The organism is Paenibacillus sp. cl130 (assembly GCF_900116035.1).
Taxonomy (GTDB): domain Bacteria; phylum Bacillota; class Bacilli; order Paenibacillales; family Paenibacillaceae; genus Paenibacillus; species Paenibacillus polymyxa_B.
Genome location: NZ_FOYG01000005.1, coordinates 279,492 through 297,407 on the forward strand (window position 1 = coordinate 279,492; position 17,916 = coordinate 297,407).

Sequence of the window (17,916 nt, forward strand, 5' to 3'; positions counted from 1 at the left end):
GTTATCTTTGATAACCGGGGTTGCTGCTTTAAAATGAGCGAACGTTAAGGGAGTGGGCTAAATGGCGATTGAAAGATCACAGGTAGAAGACATTATAAAAGCCGTTGGTGGCAAAGACAACATAGAGGCCTCTACGCATTGCGTAACTCGTCTGCGATTTGCCCTTTATGATGATAAGCTGGTAGACAAAGATGCACTCGAACAAAATGATCTGGTCAAAGGCCAATTTTCTTCACAAGGACAGTATCAGGTCGTAATTGGCCCAGGTCTGGTGGATAAGGTATATGACGAAATGATCTCCATTACAGGAGGTAGTCGGGCTTCTAAAGACGATGTCAAAAATGCGGCAAGCAAAAAACAAAATCCAATTCAGCGTGCCATCAAGACGCTGGCAGATATTTTTATCCCTATCTTGCCCGCAATCGTGACTGCAGGCTTATTGCTTGGAATAAATAATATTTTGACTGGTAAGGGAATCTTCTTCGAAGGAATGGCTCTGGTTCAGGTCTATCCTCAATGGACCGACTTTGCTGCTATCATTAACACCATTGCCAGCACCGCATTTACATTTCTACCTGCCTTAATTGGATGGTCGGCCGTTGTCAGGTTTGGCGGCAGTCCTTTACTCGGGATCGTACTGGGTCTGATTCTGGTTCATCCGGATCTGCTAAGTGCATACGGTTATGCGGATGCGGTTACAAAGGGCACCGTTCCGGTTTGGAATTTGTTTGGGTGGGAAGTGAACAAGATTGGTTATCAAGGACAGGTTTTACCCGTTTTAGTATCCGCTTACGTGCTCGCGCACATTGAGAAATTCCTAAATAAAAAGATAGCGGATTCATTTAAGCTGTTACTCGTAGCACCGATTACATTATTAATAACGGGATTTCTGGCTTTTACAGTGATCGGTCCGGTTACTTTTATGATTGGTAATGCCATTACGTCTGGTCTTGTATACGTTTTCGATTTGGCTCCTGCGCTGGGAGGCCTGATTTATGGAGGCTTGTACTCCTTGCTCGTGATTACGGGAATGCACCATACTTTCCTGGCGGTGGACGTGCAATTAATTGGTACGCAGGGTGGAACATTCCTTTGGCCGATGCTGGCGCTGTCCAATATCGCTCAGGGTGCCGGAGCACTGGCAATGATGCTGGTATTGAAGGAGCAAAAGGGAAAAGGATTGGCTCTTACCTCTTCAGTGTCTGCATTTCTGGGTGTAACCGAGCCTGCCATATTCGGAGTGAATATCCGATATAAATATCCGTTTGTATTCGCAATGATCGGTTCCGGTATTGCAGGTATATTGCTCACCGTAAATCATGTGATGGCTTCTTCCATTGGTGTGGGCGGGATTCCAGGCTTCTTGTCTATTTTCCCAAACAACTGGGGTGTATTCTTCATCGGGATGGCGATCGTGTTAATTGTGCCGTTTGCTTTAACTTTAATGTATGACAAATTGTTAACTAAGCGCCGTCAGGCTGCACCAGCCGATGATTCCGTACGGAAAGATTCGCTTCCGCGAAATACCGCACTAGATGTGCTTGAAGTGAGGACTCCCGTACGGGGACGTGTTGTACCGTTGGAACAAGTTCCTGACCCGGCTTTTGCCGAACGGCAGATGGGGCAAGGAATTGCAGTGGAACCGAAGGATGGCAAAATTCTTGCCCCTTTCAGTGGGCAAGTCATTCACATCATGGTGAAAAGCAAGCATGCCTTGATTTTAGAGCATCCGACAGGTGTACAGATTCTGGTACATGTGGGAATTAACACGGTGTCCCTGAAGGGGGAAGGATTCACCATGCATGTGGAGACAGGTCAAACCGTAAAGCAAGGACAACTATTGATGGAATTTGACCGTGAGCTGATTCAGAAATCGGGATACCCCATTATTACACCAGTCATTGTCCCGGATGGTCAGAGCATGATTGAATCGGTTGAGGAACTGCCAGGTGAGGCAGAAGATTTGCAGTATACCTTAATGAGAATTCATTTGAATTCTTCATCAGACAATACGAATTAAGTCAGATTCATCGTACAGCCTATTTTAGTGAACAGGAAGTGAAAGGATGCTACAATGAACGTGGTGATGAAAATTGACAAAGAATATATTTTTGCAAATTTATCAGGAGTACTCGGGACGAATCCAGACAGGCGAATTGGCTCCAGGCACGAAAATGCCATCTGAAAATGAACTGGCCCGAGAGTATAACACTTCTCGCGAAACCGTACGTAAGGCACTTCACTTGCTTGCACAAAATGGGTATATCCATAAAATAAAGGCTAAAGGATCTTTTGTTCTGGATATTGGACGGATGGATTTCCCTATAGGAGGCTTGGTCAGTTTCAAGGAAATGTCTGAACGGATTGGGCGTACATCACGAACAATTGTACATGAAAATCATTTAATTCCAGTTCCAGATGACATAGCCAATCATCTTGAGATTAACAAAGACAAGTATTTGGTCTGGAAAGTTATTCGTGCGCGTGAGATTGAGGGTGAATGCGTCATACTGGATAAAGATTACTTTCGATCAGACATTGTACCTGTGCTTACCGAGGAAATTAGTCGTGGGTCCATCTACGAATATTTGGAGGGAGAGCTCCATCTTCAAATCAGTTATGCCAAAAAAGTGGTTTCCGTAGAAAATGCAGACGAAGAAGATCATAGGCTGATGGACCTTCAGAACTACACTCATGTGGTCGTAGTACGTAACTATGTTTATCTGGAGGACACCACCTTGTTCCAGTATACCGAGTCAAGGCATCGGTTGGACAAATTCCAATTTGTCGACTTTGCCAGACGTTCCCACGGTGAAGAGAAAAGAACTGATTTTTTTAAATAACGATCAATAAAACAGTTAAGAAACCCCGTCTTTTGAAGACGAGGGTTTCTTTTTTACCTTGGATGCAGCTGCTGAGCAGCTTGTATACTGGCATTTGAGGGATTTGAATTTGCGTTTTATCCAAAAGCTGTTTTTAGAATATTAAAAGGTTATATACTGTTTAGAATACAATTCCATGATCAATGCAATGGGAATGAGGTGTATGTTATTTATGTATAGAGTGGCTATCTGCGATGATGAGCACAAGCACAGAGAACTTGTTAAAAATATGCTGATTACTTTGTCGTTAAAGACCAATATAGAATTTAAAGTTGAATTATTCGACTCAGGAGAACAGCTGGTATCTCATTATCAAAACCATGAATCTCCATTCCATATCTTAATATTGGATGTTGAAATGAATGGCATAAACGGAATTCAAACCGCCCAAAAAATAAGGAATTTAAATCATCTAGATGAACAGATTGTTTTTTTAACGAGCTACCCTGAATATATGGTGGAAAGTTTTGACGTAGTTACATTTCAATATTTAATAAAACCGATTGCTCCCCATATCTTTGAGGAAAAAATGATAAAGCTGTGTCAATATTTTCAATCTCTCGATAAAAAATTCGTTATTATCAAGTCAGCTTATGAGGAAGTGCTTTTAAAATATGATGATATCATTAGTATTGAAGTGGTCAAAAGCTTAACCATAAAAAACAAACTGCATTTTGTAACCTCTACTCAAACCTATGATAGCAAAGGGATTCTTTCGGACTATGCTTCAGCATTAAAAGAACATAATTTTCTACAAATTCATCGTTCGATTATTATAAACTTAATTCATGTGAAAAAATTTGCTGGCGGTGATGTTTTGATGTCAAATGATGTGAAGTTACCTATTGGGCGTTCTAAAATAAAAGAAGTTAAAGATCTATATACCAAATTTATGATCATGAAGATGCATTAATATGATGGAATATAGCTACCTGCTTCTTAACCTATGTGTTGTACTGGTGATGTGCTTTCAAGTGAATTTTTACTTTAACTCCGTTTTTGATAAGTCCAATCGAAAGCCAAATAGATTCATATATTTCATTATTTTCGGGTTGCTGAACATCATATATTTAAGTGTTTATCTGTCTCCTACGCTATCCTCGATTTTGGCATTACTTGTCATATTTAGTTTAGCGCACTCGTATACAGTGGAAATAAAGACAAAGATCATTTTTTCTATCCTTTATGCTGTATTGATAACCATCGTTAATTTTATATCTCTTTATATTTTATATGCTGTAGGCTCCGTTAAAATTAGCAACTTTAGCCATTTGGGTGGGCAAGATCACTTGATATCCTCTAAGGTTATGTTACTCAGCTGCATTATCATGTTTGCTGTCATTCAGATTATACGGCTATTTGCCAAACGCAGAACCTTCCCTTTGCAGCATCGTTACTATATTTTATTTTTAATCGTTCCCATCATAAGTTTATACCAGGTCAATGTTTTATCTGTTTATAGTGAAAAGAATATGTATTATTTTGGTTCTATTATTAGCTTTATTTTTTTAAATGTTTTTATCATATATATTTTCGATAATATCATTGAAAAATTTCAATTAATGCATGAAAATGCTCAATTACAACATCAGATGGACTACCAAGATGCTAACTACGAAAAAACGGTTTACAGCTTCAAAAATATGAAAAGAATCATTCATGATACACACCAACAGTTTTTGTATATTGAAGAATGTATCAAGAGAAATGAATTGGCTGAGGCGAGTGAACATATTAAGGTTACATTAAATAAAATCGAAGGAGCCTATCAAAGGGTTAATACCGGTAATCTGGTTATAGATGCTCTTGTCACAAATAGTCTTAATATTGCTCAGGCCAATGGCATCAAGGTAGATACTCAGCTTAACTTGTATTCACAAAAAGTAAATATTGAACGTTATGACTTGTGTGTCGCTCTGGGCAATATGCTGGATAATGCCATAGAAGCATCTAAAAAGGTCAAGATTGCGGATGATAGGTACATTCTTATTAAAATACATTCCAATGAGTCCGCGCTTTTCATTCACATCCTGAATCATGTGGAGAATGAAGTGGCTCATTTGCATAGTCAAAAATCAAACCCGGATGTACATGGCATTGGCTTGACCAATATATCCAGAATATGTGACAAATACGGTGGGAATATGACCATTGAAACAAAAAATAAAGTATTCTATAATATGGTTTTATTGCCATTTTATAAGGACAATTCTTAGACATCTTGCTGTTTAGGGATTGTTTTTTTCGTTTCAGGGTGACTTTTCTATATAGAATCCTCGTTCATAGTATGATCAGTCCAGTAATAATCTGGGAACCCATAAGAGGAGGAAATATGGAATGAAGAAAATAATAGCTGTGTTCATTTCGGCTATGCTTTTTGTACTGCCGATGACGAATGCTTTTGCTCAAGACAATCCTGAACCCATTAAGGAAAAGGCTCGCAATCTGGCCTCGGAGCTGGTATCCAAATACGGTGCTAGCGGTGTGCAGTATGCCATTAGGGACCATGGAAACATCGTATTATCGGATAGCGTGGGTGTAAAGAATAAAGCAACCAACGAGCCAATCACCAAGGATACGATGTTCGGTATAGGCTCTACAAGCAAAATGTATGTATCTGCTGCAACGATGATGCTGGTGGATACCCATAAGGTAGATATTGATCAGCCGCTAACAACATACATTAAGGACTTTACAATGGCTGATGAAAGGTACAAACAAATTACACCACGTATGCTGTTAAATCATTCGTCGGGTCTTTACGGTGCCCACTATAAAAATAGTATGTTATTTAATGACAATGATACAGAAAATCATGATGAGCTATTGCTGAGATTACGATCAGAAACTTTAAAATCCAACCCCGGCGAATATTCTGTATATAGTAATGATAGTTTTCAATTGCTTGAAATATTGGTTGAACGGGTGAGTGGTCTAAGTTATACCGAATTTCTGGCAAAGCATATTAGTGCCCCTTTGGGTTTGAACTCTACGAAAACACCACTCGATCAGTTTGACAGACAAAAGCTGTCCAAAACTTATTTTCCTGCGATTGAGGGGGCCTTACCCGTTGAAAATGCCAATGTCATCGGGACAGGGGGCTTATACTCTACCGCAGAAGAGGTGGCTATGTTTTCAGAAGTATTAATGGGGAACAGACCCGATATTTTATCTGCACAATCGGCGAAGTCCATGCAAAGTCATGAATATCGAAAAGGAATATGGGTACCTGAAGAGACAAACAGCTTTAATTATGGGCTTGGCTGGGATGCGGTTCAGTTGGCACCGTTTAGTGATTACGGAATAACTGCGCTATCCAAGGGTGGGGATACTGTTTTGTATCACTCTACTTTGATCACCATACCAGAGCATCAAATTTCTATGGCTGTGCTTTCATCTGGAGGGTCTTCCATCTTAGATAGTATTTTTGCTTCTAACGTTTTATTGGAAGTTTTAAAAGATAAGGGCATCATTAAAGACATCATACCGGATAAAACATTTGAGGCTCCTGTAAAAGTGGAAATGCCATCTGATTTACTTTCTTATTCGGGATTATACGGTTCTGTGGGTACAACCATCAATGTAGAGATTAAAAACGGTGAGTTTGATTTACCTGCTTTTTTGGATGGATTCGTCCCGGCGCAAAAATATGTGTATACAGGTGATGGACAATTCAAAAGCAGTGATGGCAGTGTAGCCGTAAGCTTTGACAAACAAAAAAACGGGAAAACGTATATTAAGGCTAACATTTATTTAAACTTTCCGGGATTAGGACAAATGGTTATGGTGATTTATGAATATCAAAAGCTTGATGCCAATCCTCTAAATAATACAGTTAAAAAGGCATGGGAAAATAGAAACGGGAAAAATTATTATGCTTTGGACGAAAAGATATCTTCCATATTTTATCTGGCCCCCTCATTTATAACAAAAAAAATATCCGTTGATCATGATGGATACGCAAGTGGTACTAAAATTGTGGATGAGAATAAAGCAGTAAATGCCGTTGAGATTCCTGTTATGAGTGGAAGAGATGCATTTGATCTGAATTTTTATACCAAGGATGGTTCGGAGTATTTAACCATAGATGGACAATCCTATATCAGTGAAGATGCTGTTAAACCTATCTTGGGAGGAAAATCAGTGTACACCATACCATCTAATGGCCAAGCCACATGGTATAAAATAGATAAAAACTCAGCCAATAAAACGATGACCGTTGATTTTCCAAAAAGCGGAGGCTTCGCTGTCTATGATGAAAACGGTGCGGTTGTACAATTTTCAACTGCTAGCAATAACTCGGTTGTACTGCCCAAAGGTGGCTTGATCGTTTTAGGTGGCCATGCAGGGGATGTATTTAAAATCAATTTGAATTAAGCGTGTAGCCGCTTCTGGAAATTCAGGAGCGACCGTTGCAGTGTTGGATGGTTATGAAGACAACCGCGAATCTTAAGTCGAATTGGCTTTTATATAAGGCCAATTCGACTCTTTCATTCGGCAGATGAGCCTAAATCCGTAATAGATAATTTTATATCGAAGGTTACGGGTATTTTGCTGAATTTGTAATCCCAATCATCCTTTACTTTTTTCCACACTTGAGGCTGCTCAATATTTAAACGTTCGCCAAAACTGGCGACATCGACTTTATATTCTGATTGTAATTTGTGCATAAGAGACTTAATCCTTCTAGTCACTTCTTTTTCAAATTCTTTCTCAGCCTCTTTCATGTTTCGTGTCTCTGTCGGGTTCACTTTCTCATCCCAGTTTTCGATTAAACGTCCTTTGGATTCAATTTTTACGTGAAACGAGATATCGTTACCCTCGGTCACCTTCGCTGTTATTTTGCTTTTTACCGATTTGATCTCATAAGTTATAGCTTCATTCCGCTTGTCATACGTTTTGACAGCTCCGCCCTCAACATCACCTTTAATCCATGCAATGCTCTCTACGTCTTGTTGTCCCAAACTACCGATCCAGTGACCGGTGTCTCCTTTAATAACACCAGCACCCGAAAATTCTAATTCCCCATCGGATTCAGAAATGTTTTGCAATATATAGCTTTTTTTGGAGTGCATCAACCCATCCAATTCAGACAAATTGACTCCCCTCATCACCTTGCTGGTTCTGAAATGATTACGAAGCATATACAGAATATGAATGGATGGGACCTCGTCCTTATATTTGGTAACTAAGGTATCAGCTGCACGTTCCTTACTTAAGAAAACAAAACAACTCGGACGAATATCATTATCACGAAGCACAAAATCCATCAATTGCTGCATCGTCTGTTGTTCTGCCAATTTGGTGGAAACCACCATGACCTTTAGATGGTGACCAATAATCGGGCGATCCAGACGGAGGGATAATTGCCGGAAGATTTCAAGTAAAGAATCCCCGGTGGCAGCTATATTAATATAGTTTGGCCCTTGTCCACCACCTTGTTTTGCCGTGTTTCCAAAAGTCTTTTTGGGGACGATTTGCACAGTGGCAGTAATTTTATTTTTCTTGAAGTAACGGCTGCCTTCCTTTTCCAGGTCCTTTTCCACTGTGCTGGGCTCACCCTTATCCAGAGCCAGTCCTGTATACATGCTTAGTTCTTCTATTTCTCTGCTGCTCCAGCAACCGGCTTGAGTTACCAGGAGAATGAAGGCAAGCAGCAAAGATAGGATTTGTTGCCTATACATTTTGCTTCATTCCCTTCTTCCTGATCATGAAAACGATGGAGAGAAGTACCGGGACCAGAAAAAATAAAATGATTCCCATGTATCCGATCGCATCGCCTAGGCTAAACACTTCCATCATACGAACAGGAGTCATTGTGGAGATAAAGATAATTGGGATTAAGCCGAAAATCGCATAACGATATTTAAGGCCAAATACCTGTGAGACACCTAAGGATGCATTGAAGAAAAAACTGCAGAAATTACAAAACATTTGCATCATCCAGATTACCAGCAACGGAAACTCAAGACGTTCAAAAAGAAATCCGGAGATTTCAAAGCTGCGCATTAAATTAATGGTGGGCCAGGTACTTGTCATAGTAGAGTCCACCGATAACCCGCCGACTACCATAACTACTGTCAAAAAGTATAATACCCAAGGGATGCTGATTCCCACTACCATGGCCTTTATGGCTTTTTCAGGGTACTGCAAGAAAGCGACCAGTGTCATGACGACTTCACATCCAGTGAAAACAAGGACAGTCGACTTTAGCCCCTTAACTACTGGAAGAATACCGTTACTCAATACAGGACGAAGATGGTCAATTTCAAAGATCCTTAGGCTAAGGACAAAACAGATGAGTAAAAAGAAGAGACTGATCGGGAGTACAATCTGGTATAACCGCGCAATGGGATTAATACCTCCAAAAACCAGATAACTTCCCACCCAGATGAATGGAATCACAATCGCCCATATGGGTGTCCCTTCAAGCAAAAAATAAATCGTCACTTCAGCTAAAACACGAATCTCAAAGCCAGCGATGATGATAAAGTATATGATTAATAATAGACTTAAAAATCCTCCTGGAATGATACCGACGATTCTCCTGGAGTATTGATACACAGTGTTTCCGGGAAATTGTTGGCTTAATTTTACCATGAGCAACACCACTAATATGACAATACATCCGCCAAGCAGGACAGAGAGCCATGCATCCGGAGTCTTTACCGTTTCAGTTACACCTCTTGGCAGTGTCAAAATCCCTGCGCCCAATACCGTATTGGTCAGGAATACTGCCGCCTGTTTGGATGTAATCTTATCATCAGAACGTCTAAACACAATCCTTCCTCCTTCCTCCGGGTGCTATGATTTGCGCTTGCTTTGCTGAGTTTTCATCATAACGGGTCTTCGTTTCATCAGAGATATAGGGGCTCGAATGTACACATCCTTCCAGTCGCTTGGACGCATAGGGGAGAAGGGAGTCACATACGGTACGCCAAAGCTTTTTAATTTCGTCAGATGGATACAAATTAACAGAAAGAACAATACGGTTCCAAACATGCCCAGGATTGCTGCAAATAGCATGCCAACGAAACGCAAAAGACGCAAGGTAATGCCCGCACTATATGTCGGTATCGAAAACGAAGAGATGGCAGTAACCGAAACCACAATCACCAGGAACGGGCTAACAATGCCCGCATTGACAGCAGCATCGCCGATGACTAAGCCTCCCACAATGCCCATGGCAGGACCGATAGGTTTGGGCAATCGTATGCCGGCTTCCCGCAGGATTTCGATAGAGATTTCCAGAATCATAACTTCTATGACAGATGGAAAAGGAACGCCTTGACGGGTCTCGATGATGCTAATAATCAGCTTGGTTGGAATCAAACCGGGATGAAACGATATGAAAGAGATATATAAAGCAGGACCCATAAGCGCTATAAAAGCTCCGCAAAATCGTAACACGCGTAAAAGTGTCCCTGGAATCCAGCGCTCATAATAGTCCTCGGGAGATTGGAGTAGCATACTGAAGGTCACCGGAACAATAAGTGCAAAGGGAGTACCATCCAGCAGAATCGCTACTCTTCCTTCCAACAAGGCACTCATGACACGGTCGGGGCGCTCAGTGTTGTGAGCCTGCTGGAACGGACTTAAATAATTGTCTTCAATAAGTTGCTCCACATAACCGGATTCAGCTAAAAAGTCCATGTCTATTTTTGAAATTCTGCTGTTTACTTCTTCGAGGAGATCCGGATTCACAATATCCTTGATGTACGCGACAACCAGATCTTTTTTGATTCGGCTTCCCACTTGGAATTTCTTCATTTCCAGACTTTTGTTTATGCCTTGGCGTCGAAGCATCGAAGTATTTTCACTTAATACCTCCGTAAAACCGATCCTGGGACCCCGAAGTAATGCTTCAGAGGTTGGTTCATTGACGGAGCGAATGGCGCCATTAGGCGAGCCTACCAGCAGTGCTCCCTTCATTCCTTCAATTAATAAGGCAGTATGCCCTAAAAGTATAGACTCTTGCAGGTCCTCCATATCAGCAACTTCACTAATTTGCGTAAGCGGCATCAAGCTTTCTTTTATAAAAGAGCTATTTATACTTTCCTGCTGTTCCTGTGGGGCCTGCTGGCCGTCAAACATCAAGACCTCCAATACCTGCTTGCTCATTAGCTTTTCATCCTGCATACCATCTATGAAGACTAAAACGGACCGTGCATGATATTTCTTTACTACAAACTCACGAAAATGCACATCACTATTTTCGCCTATAGCTTCTTGGATCGACTTTAAGTCGGAATCGTAATTCCCTGTAATTTTGGAGCTTGGTTCATGCTGCTGATCAGCGTGGCCTTCGTTATGTTCGTCGGAAAGCGGATGATCAGAAGAATGTTTGGATTTTGACCCTTTACTGCCGACAAACGAATAAATCGATGTGTTTATATAAAAAATTCCTAAAGGAATAATCAACGCGAGGCCTGCTTGAAAGAGTGTACTCCAGCTTGGAATATAAGAAATTATTTTAGACCACATGATGATCACCTCCATACGATTAATTCATTTTTCCTTAAGATACAAGTTGTTCCTAAAGTATTCCTTATAAAGGTTGTATTTACTCATTAAATGGTATGTTGACTTGTGGTCTCTTCGTATTTTGGCGGAAAACTCTTTCTATGCTAGTGTGTCAGTTGACACCCATATTAGGATTATGTTAATCTCCAATCAGGAAAACGTTTACTCAATATAATTATTTGAGGGAAATAATATGAAAAAAAATCAAGTGTCCATAAAGGATATTGCCAGGTTAAGTGGAGTTTCTGTAGCTACGGTTTCCCGTGTGATTAACGAGAATGGTCGCTTCTCTGAGGAAACACGGCAGAAGGTTGTTGAAGTAATCCAAAAGTACCAATATGAGACTAACAGCATCGCCAAAAGCCTGCGGATGAGTAAATCACAGACGATTGGCGTTTTGGTGCCGGATATTAATAATGAATTTTTTTCAGTCATTGTACAAAAAGTGGAAAGCTTCTTTTTTAAACAAGGATATTCTACCATTATATGTAATACTGCTAAAGATGCGGAGAAGGAACGAGAATATTTGAAAACTTTGGATGGAAAAATGGTAGATGGTCTGATCTGCATTTCGGGTCAGGAGGAGCTTTCTGCGGAATTGCTTAAACGTCCCATTCCGATTGTATGTATTGACCGACGACCAAAGATTAATACGAACGTAGCTTTTATTGAGTCCAATCATTATGAGGGTGGATTTTTGGCGACAGAGGAGCTGATTAACAAAGGCTGCAAGGAAATTTTGCTGTTGACCAAGCAAAACAATCTATCCTCTGTTAATGAGCGTCTGTACGGGTATAAAGATGCTCTGCAAAAGCATGGACTGCATCCATCCGAGGACCACTTGGTTGCAGTTCGCAATGATGGGCCTACTCTGGAGACCGCACAGGCTGCTATTAAACATGTCTTGGAAAAAGGACTGCGGTTTGACGGTATTTTTGCAACTAATGACTGGTTGGCTTTGGGCGGATTACTGGCGTTACAGAAATTCGGAGTACAGGTCCCCGGTGAAGTCAAGATAGTGGGTTTTGATAATGACACAATTTCCCAATATTGTAATCCACCATTGACTACAATTGAACAGGATAAAGAAACACTTGCAGATAAAGCTTCCAGTATGCTGCTTCGTATGCTGAGTGGAGACAAGATGGAACAAGAGCAGCATTATTCCATCCCAGTACGATTGATACAACGCAGTACCACCTAGTTTCGTGGTCAGATATCATCTTGCATTAGCCAAGGGAGAGGTGAGCATAGGTACTGTTTTACCTCTCCAGAGTAAGATGGTCGAGCTGTGCTCTATTATGCTGTAAACTTTCCCGTTTAATATCCAACAAAAAAATGGTTTGACAACAATATCAGAAAATGATAACTTTAATTATGTTAAATGTAATCGTTTACCCAAGAGAGTTCAGAATCCATATGATGTGTGAGAAACCAACAAGTGATGGAGTTCGAGCCATGAACTGTTGTTATTTTTTTCAATGGGTAAACGTTTTCTCTACTGATTTATTCAATACCAAAGGGCATAAAGATCAACTGCTGCTTTTTGGAAAATCGAAAACAGATTATGTCGTTTGAGTAATCGTTTACTCTATTTTAGAAGAAGGGTGATTATGAATGAGTATGCTATTATGTCCTTCCATGATGTGCGCTAATTTCAGCTCCTTGGAACATGAAGTAAACGCGCTGGAAGAAGCCAATGTGGATATTTATCATATTGATATTATGGATGGTAGATTTGTCCCTAATTTCGGAATGGGGCTTCAGGATTTGGAGTTTATCCGTAAACAAACCCAAAAAACAATGGATGTACATCTGATGATAGACAACCCTTCCGCCTATATTGATTTATTTGCCGATAAGGGTGCAGACATCATTTATTTTCACCCGGAGGCCGATATGCACCCGACGCGCACCATTGACCGAATTGTTGGAAGAGGGGTAAAAGCGGGAATCGCTCTTAATCCGGGGACAGCCATTGCTGCAGTAGAACCTTTACTTGGCATGGTTGACTATGTGTTGGTCATGACCGTAAATCCGGGTTTTGCAGGGCAAAAATATTTACCCTTCGTGAACGACAAGATTAAAGCGCTGCAAGCTTTTAAACACGAAAAGGCATTGAATTATACAATCGTGGTTGATGGGGCTATCTCCGAAGAGAAGATCAACGAATTGGCACACTACGGGGTTGAAGGATTCGTACTGGGGACATCCACTTTGTTTGGTAAAGAAGAATCTTACAAAACCATCATTAACAGATTAAAAAATATCTAATTCGGGGAGGAATAAAGCCATGAAAATTGCCATCGGTAGCGACCATGTGGCTGTAGAGCTTAAAACGACGATTTCAACTTATCTTAATGAACTGGGTCATGAGGTCATGGACTATGGACCGCAAACTTCAGAAAGAACCGACTATCCGAAGTATGGAAAGCTCGTTGCAGAGGCTGTGGTCGGAAAGCAGGCTGACGCAGGCATTCTGATTTGCGGCACAGGCGTGGGAATATCCATCTCGGCCAACAAAGTCAAGGGAATTCGGGCTGTAGTATGCAGCGAGCCTTATTCTGCACAGTTGTCCAAGCAGCACAACAATACAAATGTTCTTGCATTCGGTGCACGTGTCGTCGGAAGCGAATTGGCGAAAATGATAGTGAAATCATGGTTGGAGGCTGAGTTTGAAGGAGGACGCCATGGCGACCGCATCAAGATGATATCCGACATCGAGGAACAGCATTTGTGCTGACGAACGACCACTTAAAACATAAATGACTTGGAGGAGATTACATTGGCAAAAAGATTAATAGCAAGCACGAAAACGGATATTTTGAAATTTAGCGCAGCAGATCTAAAAGAATCCATTCTGGCTTCTGAAGGGCGCGTCATTATGGGACAGCATCATGTGATGCTGAATTCCGGCCTGGTCGATGGCGTTACCAATGCGGAGATCCAAGCAGCTTACGGCGCAGATATGGTTATGCTGAATGGCTTTGATATGATCAAGGAAGAATCCAATATCGGATTGCGTGAAATGAAGCATGGCAAGCTGGCTGATAAGCCGTATAGCCTGAAGCAAATCAAGGAATGGGCCGGTGTTCCGCTCGGTATTTATTTTGAGTGTCCAAGCCCGGATGCTCAGGTTGCGGGAGAACAATATGTGGAGGCCAAAGAAGGAAGAATCGCTTCCAGAGAGAACTTCCTGCGTGCCTTAGAGATTGGAGCTGACTTTATCGTATTGGGAGGAAATCCTTCCGCAGGTACAACCTTTGAACGGATCATTGAGGCTACCAAGCTGGCAAAAGAAACACTGGGAGACAAAATCCTGATCTGCGCCGGAAAATGGGAAGACGGAACCATTGAGAAAGTATTGGGTGATCCACTGAGCGAGAGACCTTCCAATGAAATTATTAAGGACTTGATCGATTCTGGTGCTGACGTTATTACGTTGCCTGCACCTGGCTCCAGACATGGTATTACAGTGGAGCACGTCAGACAATGTGTAGAATTTGTCCATTCATATAAACCCGGAACGCTTGCTCTTTCTTTCCTGAACAGCTCAGTTGAAGGGGCAGATGTTCAAACGATTGCCTGGATCGCACTCATGATGAAACAGACGGGCGCGGATATTCATGCCATTGGAGATGGTGGTTATGCAGGAACACCTCTTCCTGAGAACGTATACCAGCTTGCGCTGTCCATTAAAGGACGCAGACATACAATCAAGAGAATGGTAGGAAGAAGCCGGTAACGATTGACCCCGTGTAATTCAGAGACTCTATATTCTTTTCGTACTCCTTGGAGTGCGCGTAGAGTCTTTGAATTACCACCATCCATGTAAACGTTTACTTTTATAGAAAAATGCCAAATGAGGATTAAAGGAGCGAGCAGTATGTCCAATGAAAAACTGGCAAAAGACATTTTAGCGTCCGTTGGCGGAGAAGGAAATGTCTCTAGCTTGGTGCATTGTGCCACTCGGTTAAGATTTAAATTAAATAGCAGGGATCAGGCCGACAAGAACCAAACACAAAATATTCCCGGGGTTATTACAGTTGTTGAAAACGGTGGACAATATCAAGTGGTCATTGGAAATACGGTAGGGGACGTATATAAAGACATTTTAAAGATCAGTAGCCTTGGAGATGACGACAAATCGAATGCATCCGCTGCTCCTGAAGGCAACTGGTTCAACAAAACGGTGGACATTATTTCCGGTATTTTTACACCATTTTTGGGGGCACTGGCAGCTTCGGGGATTTTGAAAGGGCTTTTATTAATGCTCGTCTCGTTAGGATGGCTCACCAAAACAGGTGGTGTCTATTCGATCTGGTTCGCTGCCGCAGACAGTATCTTTTATTTCCTGCCGATCGCGATTGCTGTGACCTCTTCGAAGAAATTTGGAGCCAATACCTTTGTTGCGCTTGCGGTAGCAGGGGCTTTGGTGTATCCGAATATTATTACTTTGTATAACGATAAAACGGATATTTCGTTCTTCAATATTCCTGTTGTTCTTATGAGTTATACTTCTTCGGTTATTCCAGTGATTATCGCAATTTGGTTGCTATCCATTCTGGAGAAATTCCTGAATAGAGTAATTCATGATAGCGTGAAAAATTTTATAACGCCACTTATCTGTCTGATGGTCATTGTTCCCTTGACTCTGATTGCGGTTGGACCAATTGGAATATATGCGAGCTTGGGGCTGGCTAAGGGTTACACTTTCTTATACAATTTGAGTCCGATTGTAGCGGGAGTCATTGTAGGTGCCGGGTGGCAGATGTTAGTTGTTATGGGGCTCCACTGGGCGTTTATTCCTATCATGTACAATAACATTGCGGTATACGGTCATGATACTTTGAAACCATTATTTGCGCCTTCTAACTTTGCACAAGCAGGTGCGGCACTGGGTGTATTCCTTAAAACCAGAAATCCAAAAGTGAGAGCGATTGCCGGGCCTGCAGCGATAACAGGTTTGTTTGGCATCACGGAACCGATCATCTACGGGATTAGTATCCGCTACAAAAAACCGTTCGTATGGGCTATTATCGGGGGCGCTATCGCCGGGGCAATCACAGGTGCGGCGGGTTCCGTGGCAATTGCTCCAGGTATACCGGGCTTGGCATCCCTGCCGATATTCTTCGGCACAGGATTTGCCGGATTCGTAATTGCCATTATCGTAGCTTATATATTCACAGCCATTACCACGTATTTCTTTGGATTTAATGATTCCATGGAAACAGAAATGATTGCAGTCCATGAAGAGAAGAAAGAAGCTGCAACCCCAGCTCCTGCGCTAACGAACGAGAATATTTCCAGCCCGCTGACGGGTACTGTCAAACCGTTATCCGAGATATCTGATGAAGTGTTCTCTACTGGAGCCATGGGTAAAGGCGTTGCTATTGTGCCTGAGGATGGCAAACTGCTCTCTCCATTCAACGGAACTATAGCTAATGCCTTCCGTACAGGCCATGCGATTGGTATTGTATCGGATGGAGGAACGGAGATCTTGGTTCACATCGGTATGGACACCGTCAAGTTGAAAGGACAGCATTTTAAAACGCATATCTCAGAAGGGGATCGGGTTACCAAAGGTCAACTGCTGGTCGAGTTTGATATTGGAGCAATTAAAGCTCTGGGCTATGACATGACTACACCGATTATTGTGACGAATACAGCCGAATACTCTGACGTTAAGGTGCTGGGAAATAACCGAGTGTACACAGGAGATTCATTGCTGGAGGTCAAGCTATGAAGACTACGGAAAGACTAAATCAAATCAATGCACCTTTGGTCATTTATGAGGTAATGAGCGAAGCATTCCGCCCGTATGGAAGGCTGCTGCCTCATTTTAATACCACAGAGCTTATCAAGTATGCAAAAGAAACGACCAGCGTACCCGATCAGGGAAACCATTATGTACCTTCGGTCGCAGAACTCGAAGACTTCGGTGTAATTCACCGGATTCAAGATGAGGTGTACGGCCAACTTCCAATTCAGGCTGGTTTTTGCGCAGGTCAGAATACGGGTCTGACCGGGCTGGAATATCATCAGGGCAGCGAGGTGGTGATTGCCGCTACAGACTGTATTCATCTTGTCGGCAGAGTACAGGACATTGAGGACAATTCCTATGACAGTGCAAATGTTCAGGTGTTTTTTCAGCCTAAAAACACGGTTGTCGAGATATATTCAACGACACTTCATTATGCTCCCTGTAAAGTTGACAGTGAAGGATATTTGACGATTGTGATCCTTCCGGCAGGAACGAATATGCCACTTGAAGCGGGAGAAGGTAGCCGGGGGAACCTACTGCTGACTAAGAAAAATAAATTTCTTATGGTTCATAGTACACAGATGGAAAAAATCGCGGCTGGCGTCCATCCCGGGCTGCACGGGAAGTTGCTGAATATTTCTCCCATTTGAGTCAAAGTCCATCATTCATAAATTAAACTAAGGGACCAGCTAGCTGGTCCTTTTTTTTAACTCAATTTCAGCTGCTTACCTTTATCCCTTGAAGCAG

General features: G+C 41.8%; 14 protein-coding genes. 11 read left to right on the forward strand and 3 right to left on the reverse strand.

The window, feature by feature from the left end:
- Nucleotides 1-61 precede the first annotated feature (61 nt).
- The 5 genes from treP (at nt 62) to BM358_RS15960 (ending at nt 7,259) form a co-directional block, all read left to right on the forward strand.
- Entirely contained in the window at nt 62-2,020 is a 1,959-nt protein-coding gene (treP, locus tag BM358_RS15940; RefSeq protein WP_028541079.1) for a PTS system trehalose-specific EIIBC component, read from the forward strand.
- A 73-nt stretch (nt 2,021-2,093) separates the two neighbouring features.
- Complete coding sequence (treR, locus tag BM358_RS15945; protein ID WP_028541078.1) at nt 2,094-2,843, forward strand: trehalose operon repressor; 750 nt, start codon at nt 2,094-2,096, stop codon at nt 2,841-2,843.
- A 211-nt stretch (nt 2,844-3,054) separates the two neighbouring features.
- The gene (locus BM358_RS15950) at nt 3,055-3,795 is read left to right on the forward strand and encodes a LytR/AlgR family response regulator transcription factor (protein ID WP_028541077.1); all 741 of its coding nucleotides are present in this window, start codon (nt 3,055-3,057) and stop codon (nt 3,793-3,795) included.
- Between the two features lies 1 nt (nt 3,796).
- Nucleotides 3,797-5,098, forward strand: coding sequence for an ATP-binding protein (locus BM358_RS15955; RefSeq protein WP_028541076.1), 1,302 nt, complete (start codon nt 3,797-3,799; stop codon nt 5,096-5,098).
- Between the two features lie 121 nt (nt 5,099-5,219).
- The gene (locus tag BM358_RS15960) at nt 5,220-7,259 is read left to right on the forward strand and encodes a serine hydrolase domain-containing protein (protein ID WP_028541075.1); all 2,040 of its coding nucleotides are present in this window, start codon (nt 5,220-5,222) and stop codon (nt 7,257-7,259) included.
- Nucleotides 7,260-7,372: 113 nt separating this feature from the next.
- Here the strand turns inward: BM358_RS15960 and BM358_RS15965 are convergent, their stop codons facing one another.
- The 3 genes from BM358_RS15965 to BM358_RS15975 are packed head-to-tail and all read right to left on the reverse strand — an operon-like array spanning nt 7,373 to nt 11,366.
- Nucleotides 7,373-8,566, reverse strand: a complete 1,194-nt coding sequence (locus tag BM358_RS15965) for a Ger(x)C family spore germination protein (protein WP_023986889.1) — start codon at nt 8,564-8,566, stop codon at nt 7,373-7,375.
- Entirely contained in the window at nt 8,559-9,662 is a 1,104-nt protein-coding gene (locus tag BM358_RS15970) for a GerAB/ArcD/ProY family transporter (protein WP_028541074.1), read from the reverse strand. The genes BM358_RS15965 and BM358_RS15970 overlap by 8 nt, the downstream gene beginning before the upstream one ends.
- 24 nt (nt 9,663-9,686) lie before the next feature.
- Nucleotides 9,687-11,366 carry a spore germination protein gene (locus BM358_RS15975; RefSeq protein WP_028541073.1) on the reverse strand — a complete coding sequence of 560 codons (1,680 nt, stop codon included), beginning with the start codon at nt 11,364-11,366 and terminating at the stop codon, nt 9,687-9,689.
- Nucleotides 11,367-11,598: 232 nt separating this feature from the next.
- Here BM358_RS15975 and BM358_RS15980 point away from each other — a divergent pair, with 232 nt between their 5' ends.
- From BM358_RS15980 to BM358_RS16005, 6 genes are all read left to right on the forward strand, one after another.
- Nucleotides 11,599-12,609, forward strand: a complete 1,011-nt coding sequence (locus tag BM358_RS15980; RefSeq protein ID WP_028541072.1) for a LacI family DNA-binding transcriptional regulator — start codon at nt 11,599-11,601, stop codon at nt 12,607-12,609.
- Nucleotides 12,610-13,022: 413 nt separating this feature from the next.
- On the forward strand, nt 13,023-13,679 hold the full coding sequence (gene rpe, locus BM358_RS15985; RefSeq protein WP_028541071.1) for a ribulose-phosphate 3-epimerase: 657 nt from the start codon (nt 13,023-13,025) through the stop codon (nt 13,677-13,679).
- A 19-nt stretch (nt 13,680-13,698) separates the two neighbouring features.
- The gene (gene rpiB, locus BM358_RS15990; RefSeq protein ID WP_023986894.1) at nt 13,699-14,148 is read left to right on the forward strand and encodes a ribose 5-phosphate isomerase B; all 450 of its coding nucleotides are present in this window, start codon (nt 13,699-13,701) and stop codon (nt 14,146-14,148) included.
- A 42-nt stretch (nt 14,149-14,190) separates the two neighbouring features.
- Nucleotides 14,191-15,150, forward strand: coding sequence for a DUF7916 family protein (locus tag BM358_RS15995; protein ID WP_023986895.1), 960 nt, complete (start codon nt 14,191-14,193; stop codon nt 15,148-15,150).
- A 141-nt stretch (nt 15,151-15,291) separates the two neighbouring features.
- Nucleotides 15,292-17,151, forward strand: a complete 1,860-nt coding sequence (locus BM358_RS16000; protein WP_028541069.1) for a beta-glucoside-specific PTS transporter subunit IIABC — start codon at nt 15,292-15,294, stop codon at nt 17,149-17,151.
- Complete coding sequence (locus BM358_RS16005; protein ID WP_023986897.1) at nt 17,148-17,819, forward strand: DUF4867 family protein; 672 nt, start codon at nt 17,148-17,150, stop codon at nt 17,817-17,819. Before BM358_RS16000 ends, BM358_RS16005 begins: the two co-directional genes overlap by 4 nt.
- The last annotated feature ends 97 nt before the right edge of the window (nt 17,820-17,916 follow it).

What these genes read in the sequence shown, in the direction of transcription:
- treP (WP_028541079.1), top strand. Translation starts at nt 62, where the DNA reads ATGGCGATTGAAAGATCACAGGTAGAAGACATTATAAAAGCCGTTGGT.
- BM358_RS15950 (WP_028541077.1), top strand. Translation starts at nt 3,055, where the DNA reads ATGTATAGAGTGGCTATCTGCGATGATGAGCACAAGCACAGAGAACTT.
- BM358_RS15955 (WP_028541076.1), top strand. Translation starts at nt 3,797, where the DNA reads ATGATGGAATATAGCTACCTGCTTCTTAACCTATGTGTTGTACTGGTG.
- BM358_RS15960 (WP_028541075.1), top strand. Translation starts at nt 5,220, where the DNA reads ATGAAGAAAATAATAGCTGTGTTCATTTCGGCTATGCTTTTTGTACTG.
- BM358_RS15965 (WP_023986889.1), bottom strand. Translation starts at nt 8,566, where the DNA reads ATGTATAGGCAACAAATCCTATCTTTGCTGCTTGCCTTCATTCTCCTG.
- BM358_RS15975 (WP_028541073.1), bottom strand. Translation starts at nt 11,366, where the DNA reads ATGTGGTCTAAAATAATTTCTTATATTCCAAGCTGGAGTACACTCTTT.
- BM358_RS15980 (WP_028541072.1), top strand. Translation starts at nt 11,599, where the DNA reads ATGAAAAAAAATCAAGTGTCCATAAAGGATATTGCCAGGTTAAGTGGA.
- rpe (WP_028541071.1), top strand. Translation starts at nt 13,023, where the DNA reads ATGAGTATGCTATTATGTCCTTCCATGATGTGCGCTAATTTCAGCTCC.
- rpiB (WP_023986894.1), top strand. Translation starts at nt 13,699, where the DNA reads ATGAAAATTGCCATCGGTAGCGACCATGTGGCTGTAGAGCTTAAAACG.
- BM358_RS16000 (WP_028541069.1), top strand. Translation starts at nt 15,292, where the DNA reads ATGTCCAATGAAAAACTGGCAAAAGACATTTTAGCGTCCGTTGGCGGA.
- BM358_RS16005 (WP_023986897.1), top strand. Translation starts at nt 17,148, where the DNA reads ATGAAGACTACGGAAAGACTAAATCAAATCAATGCACCTTTGGTCATT.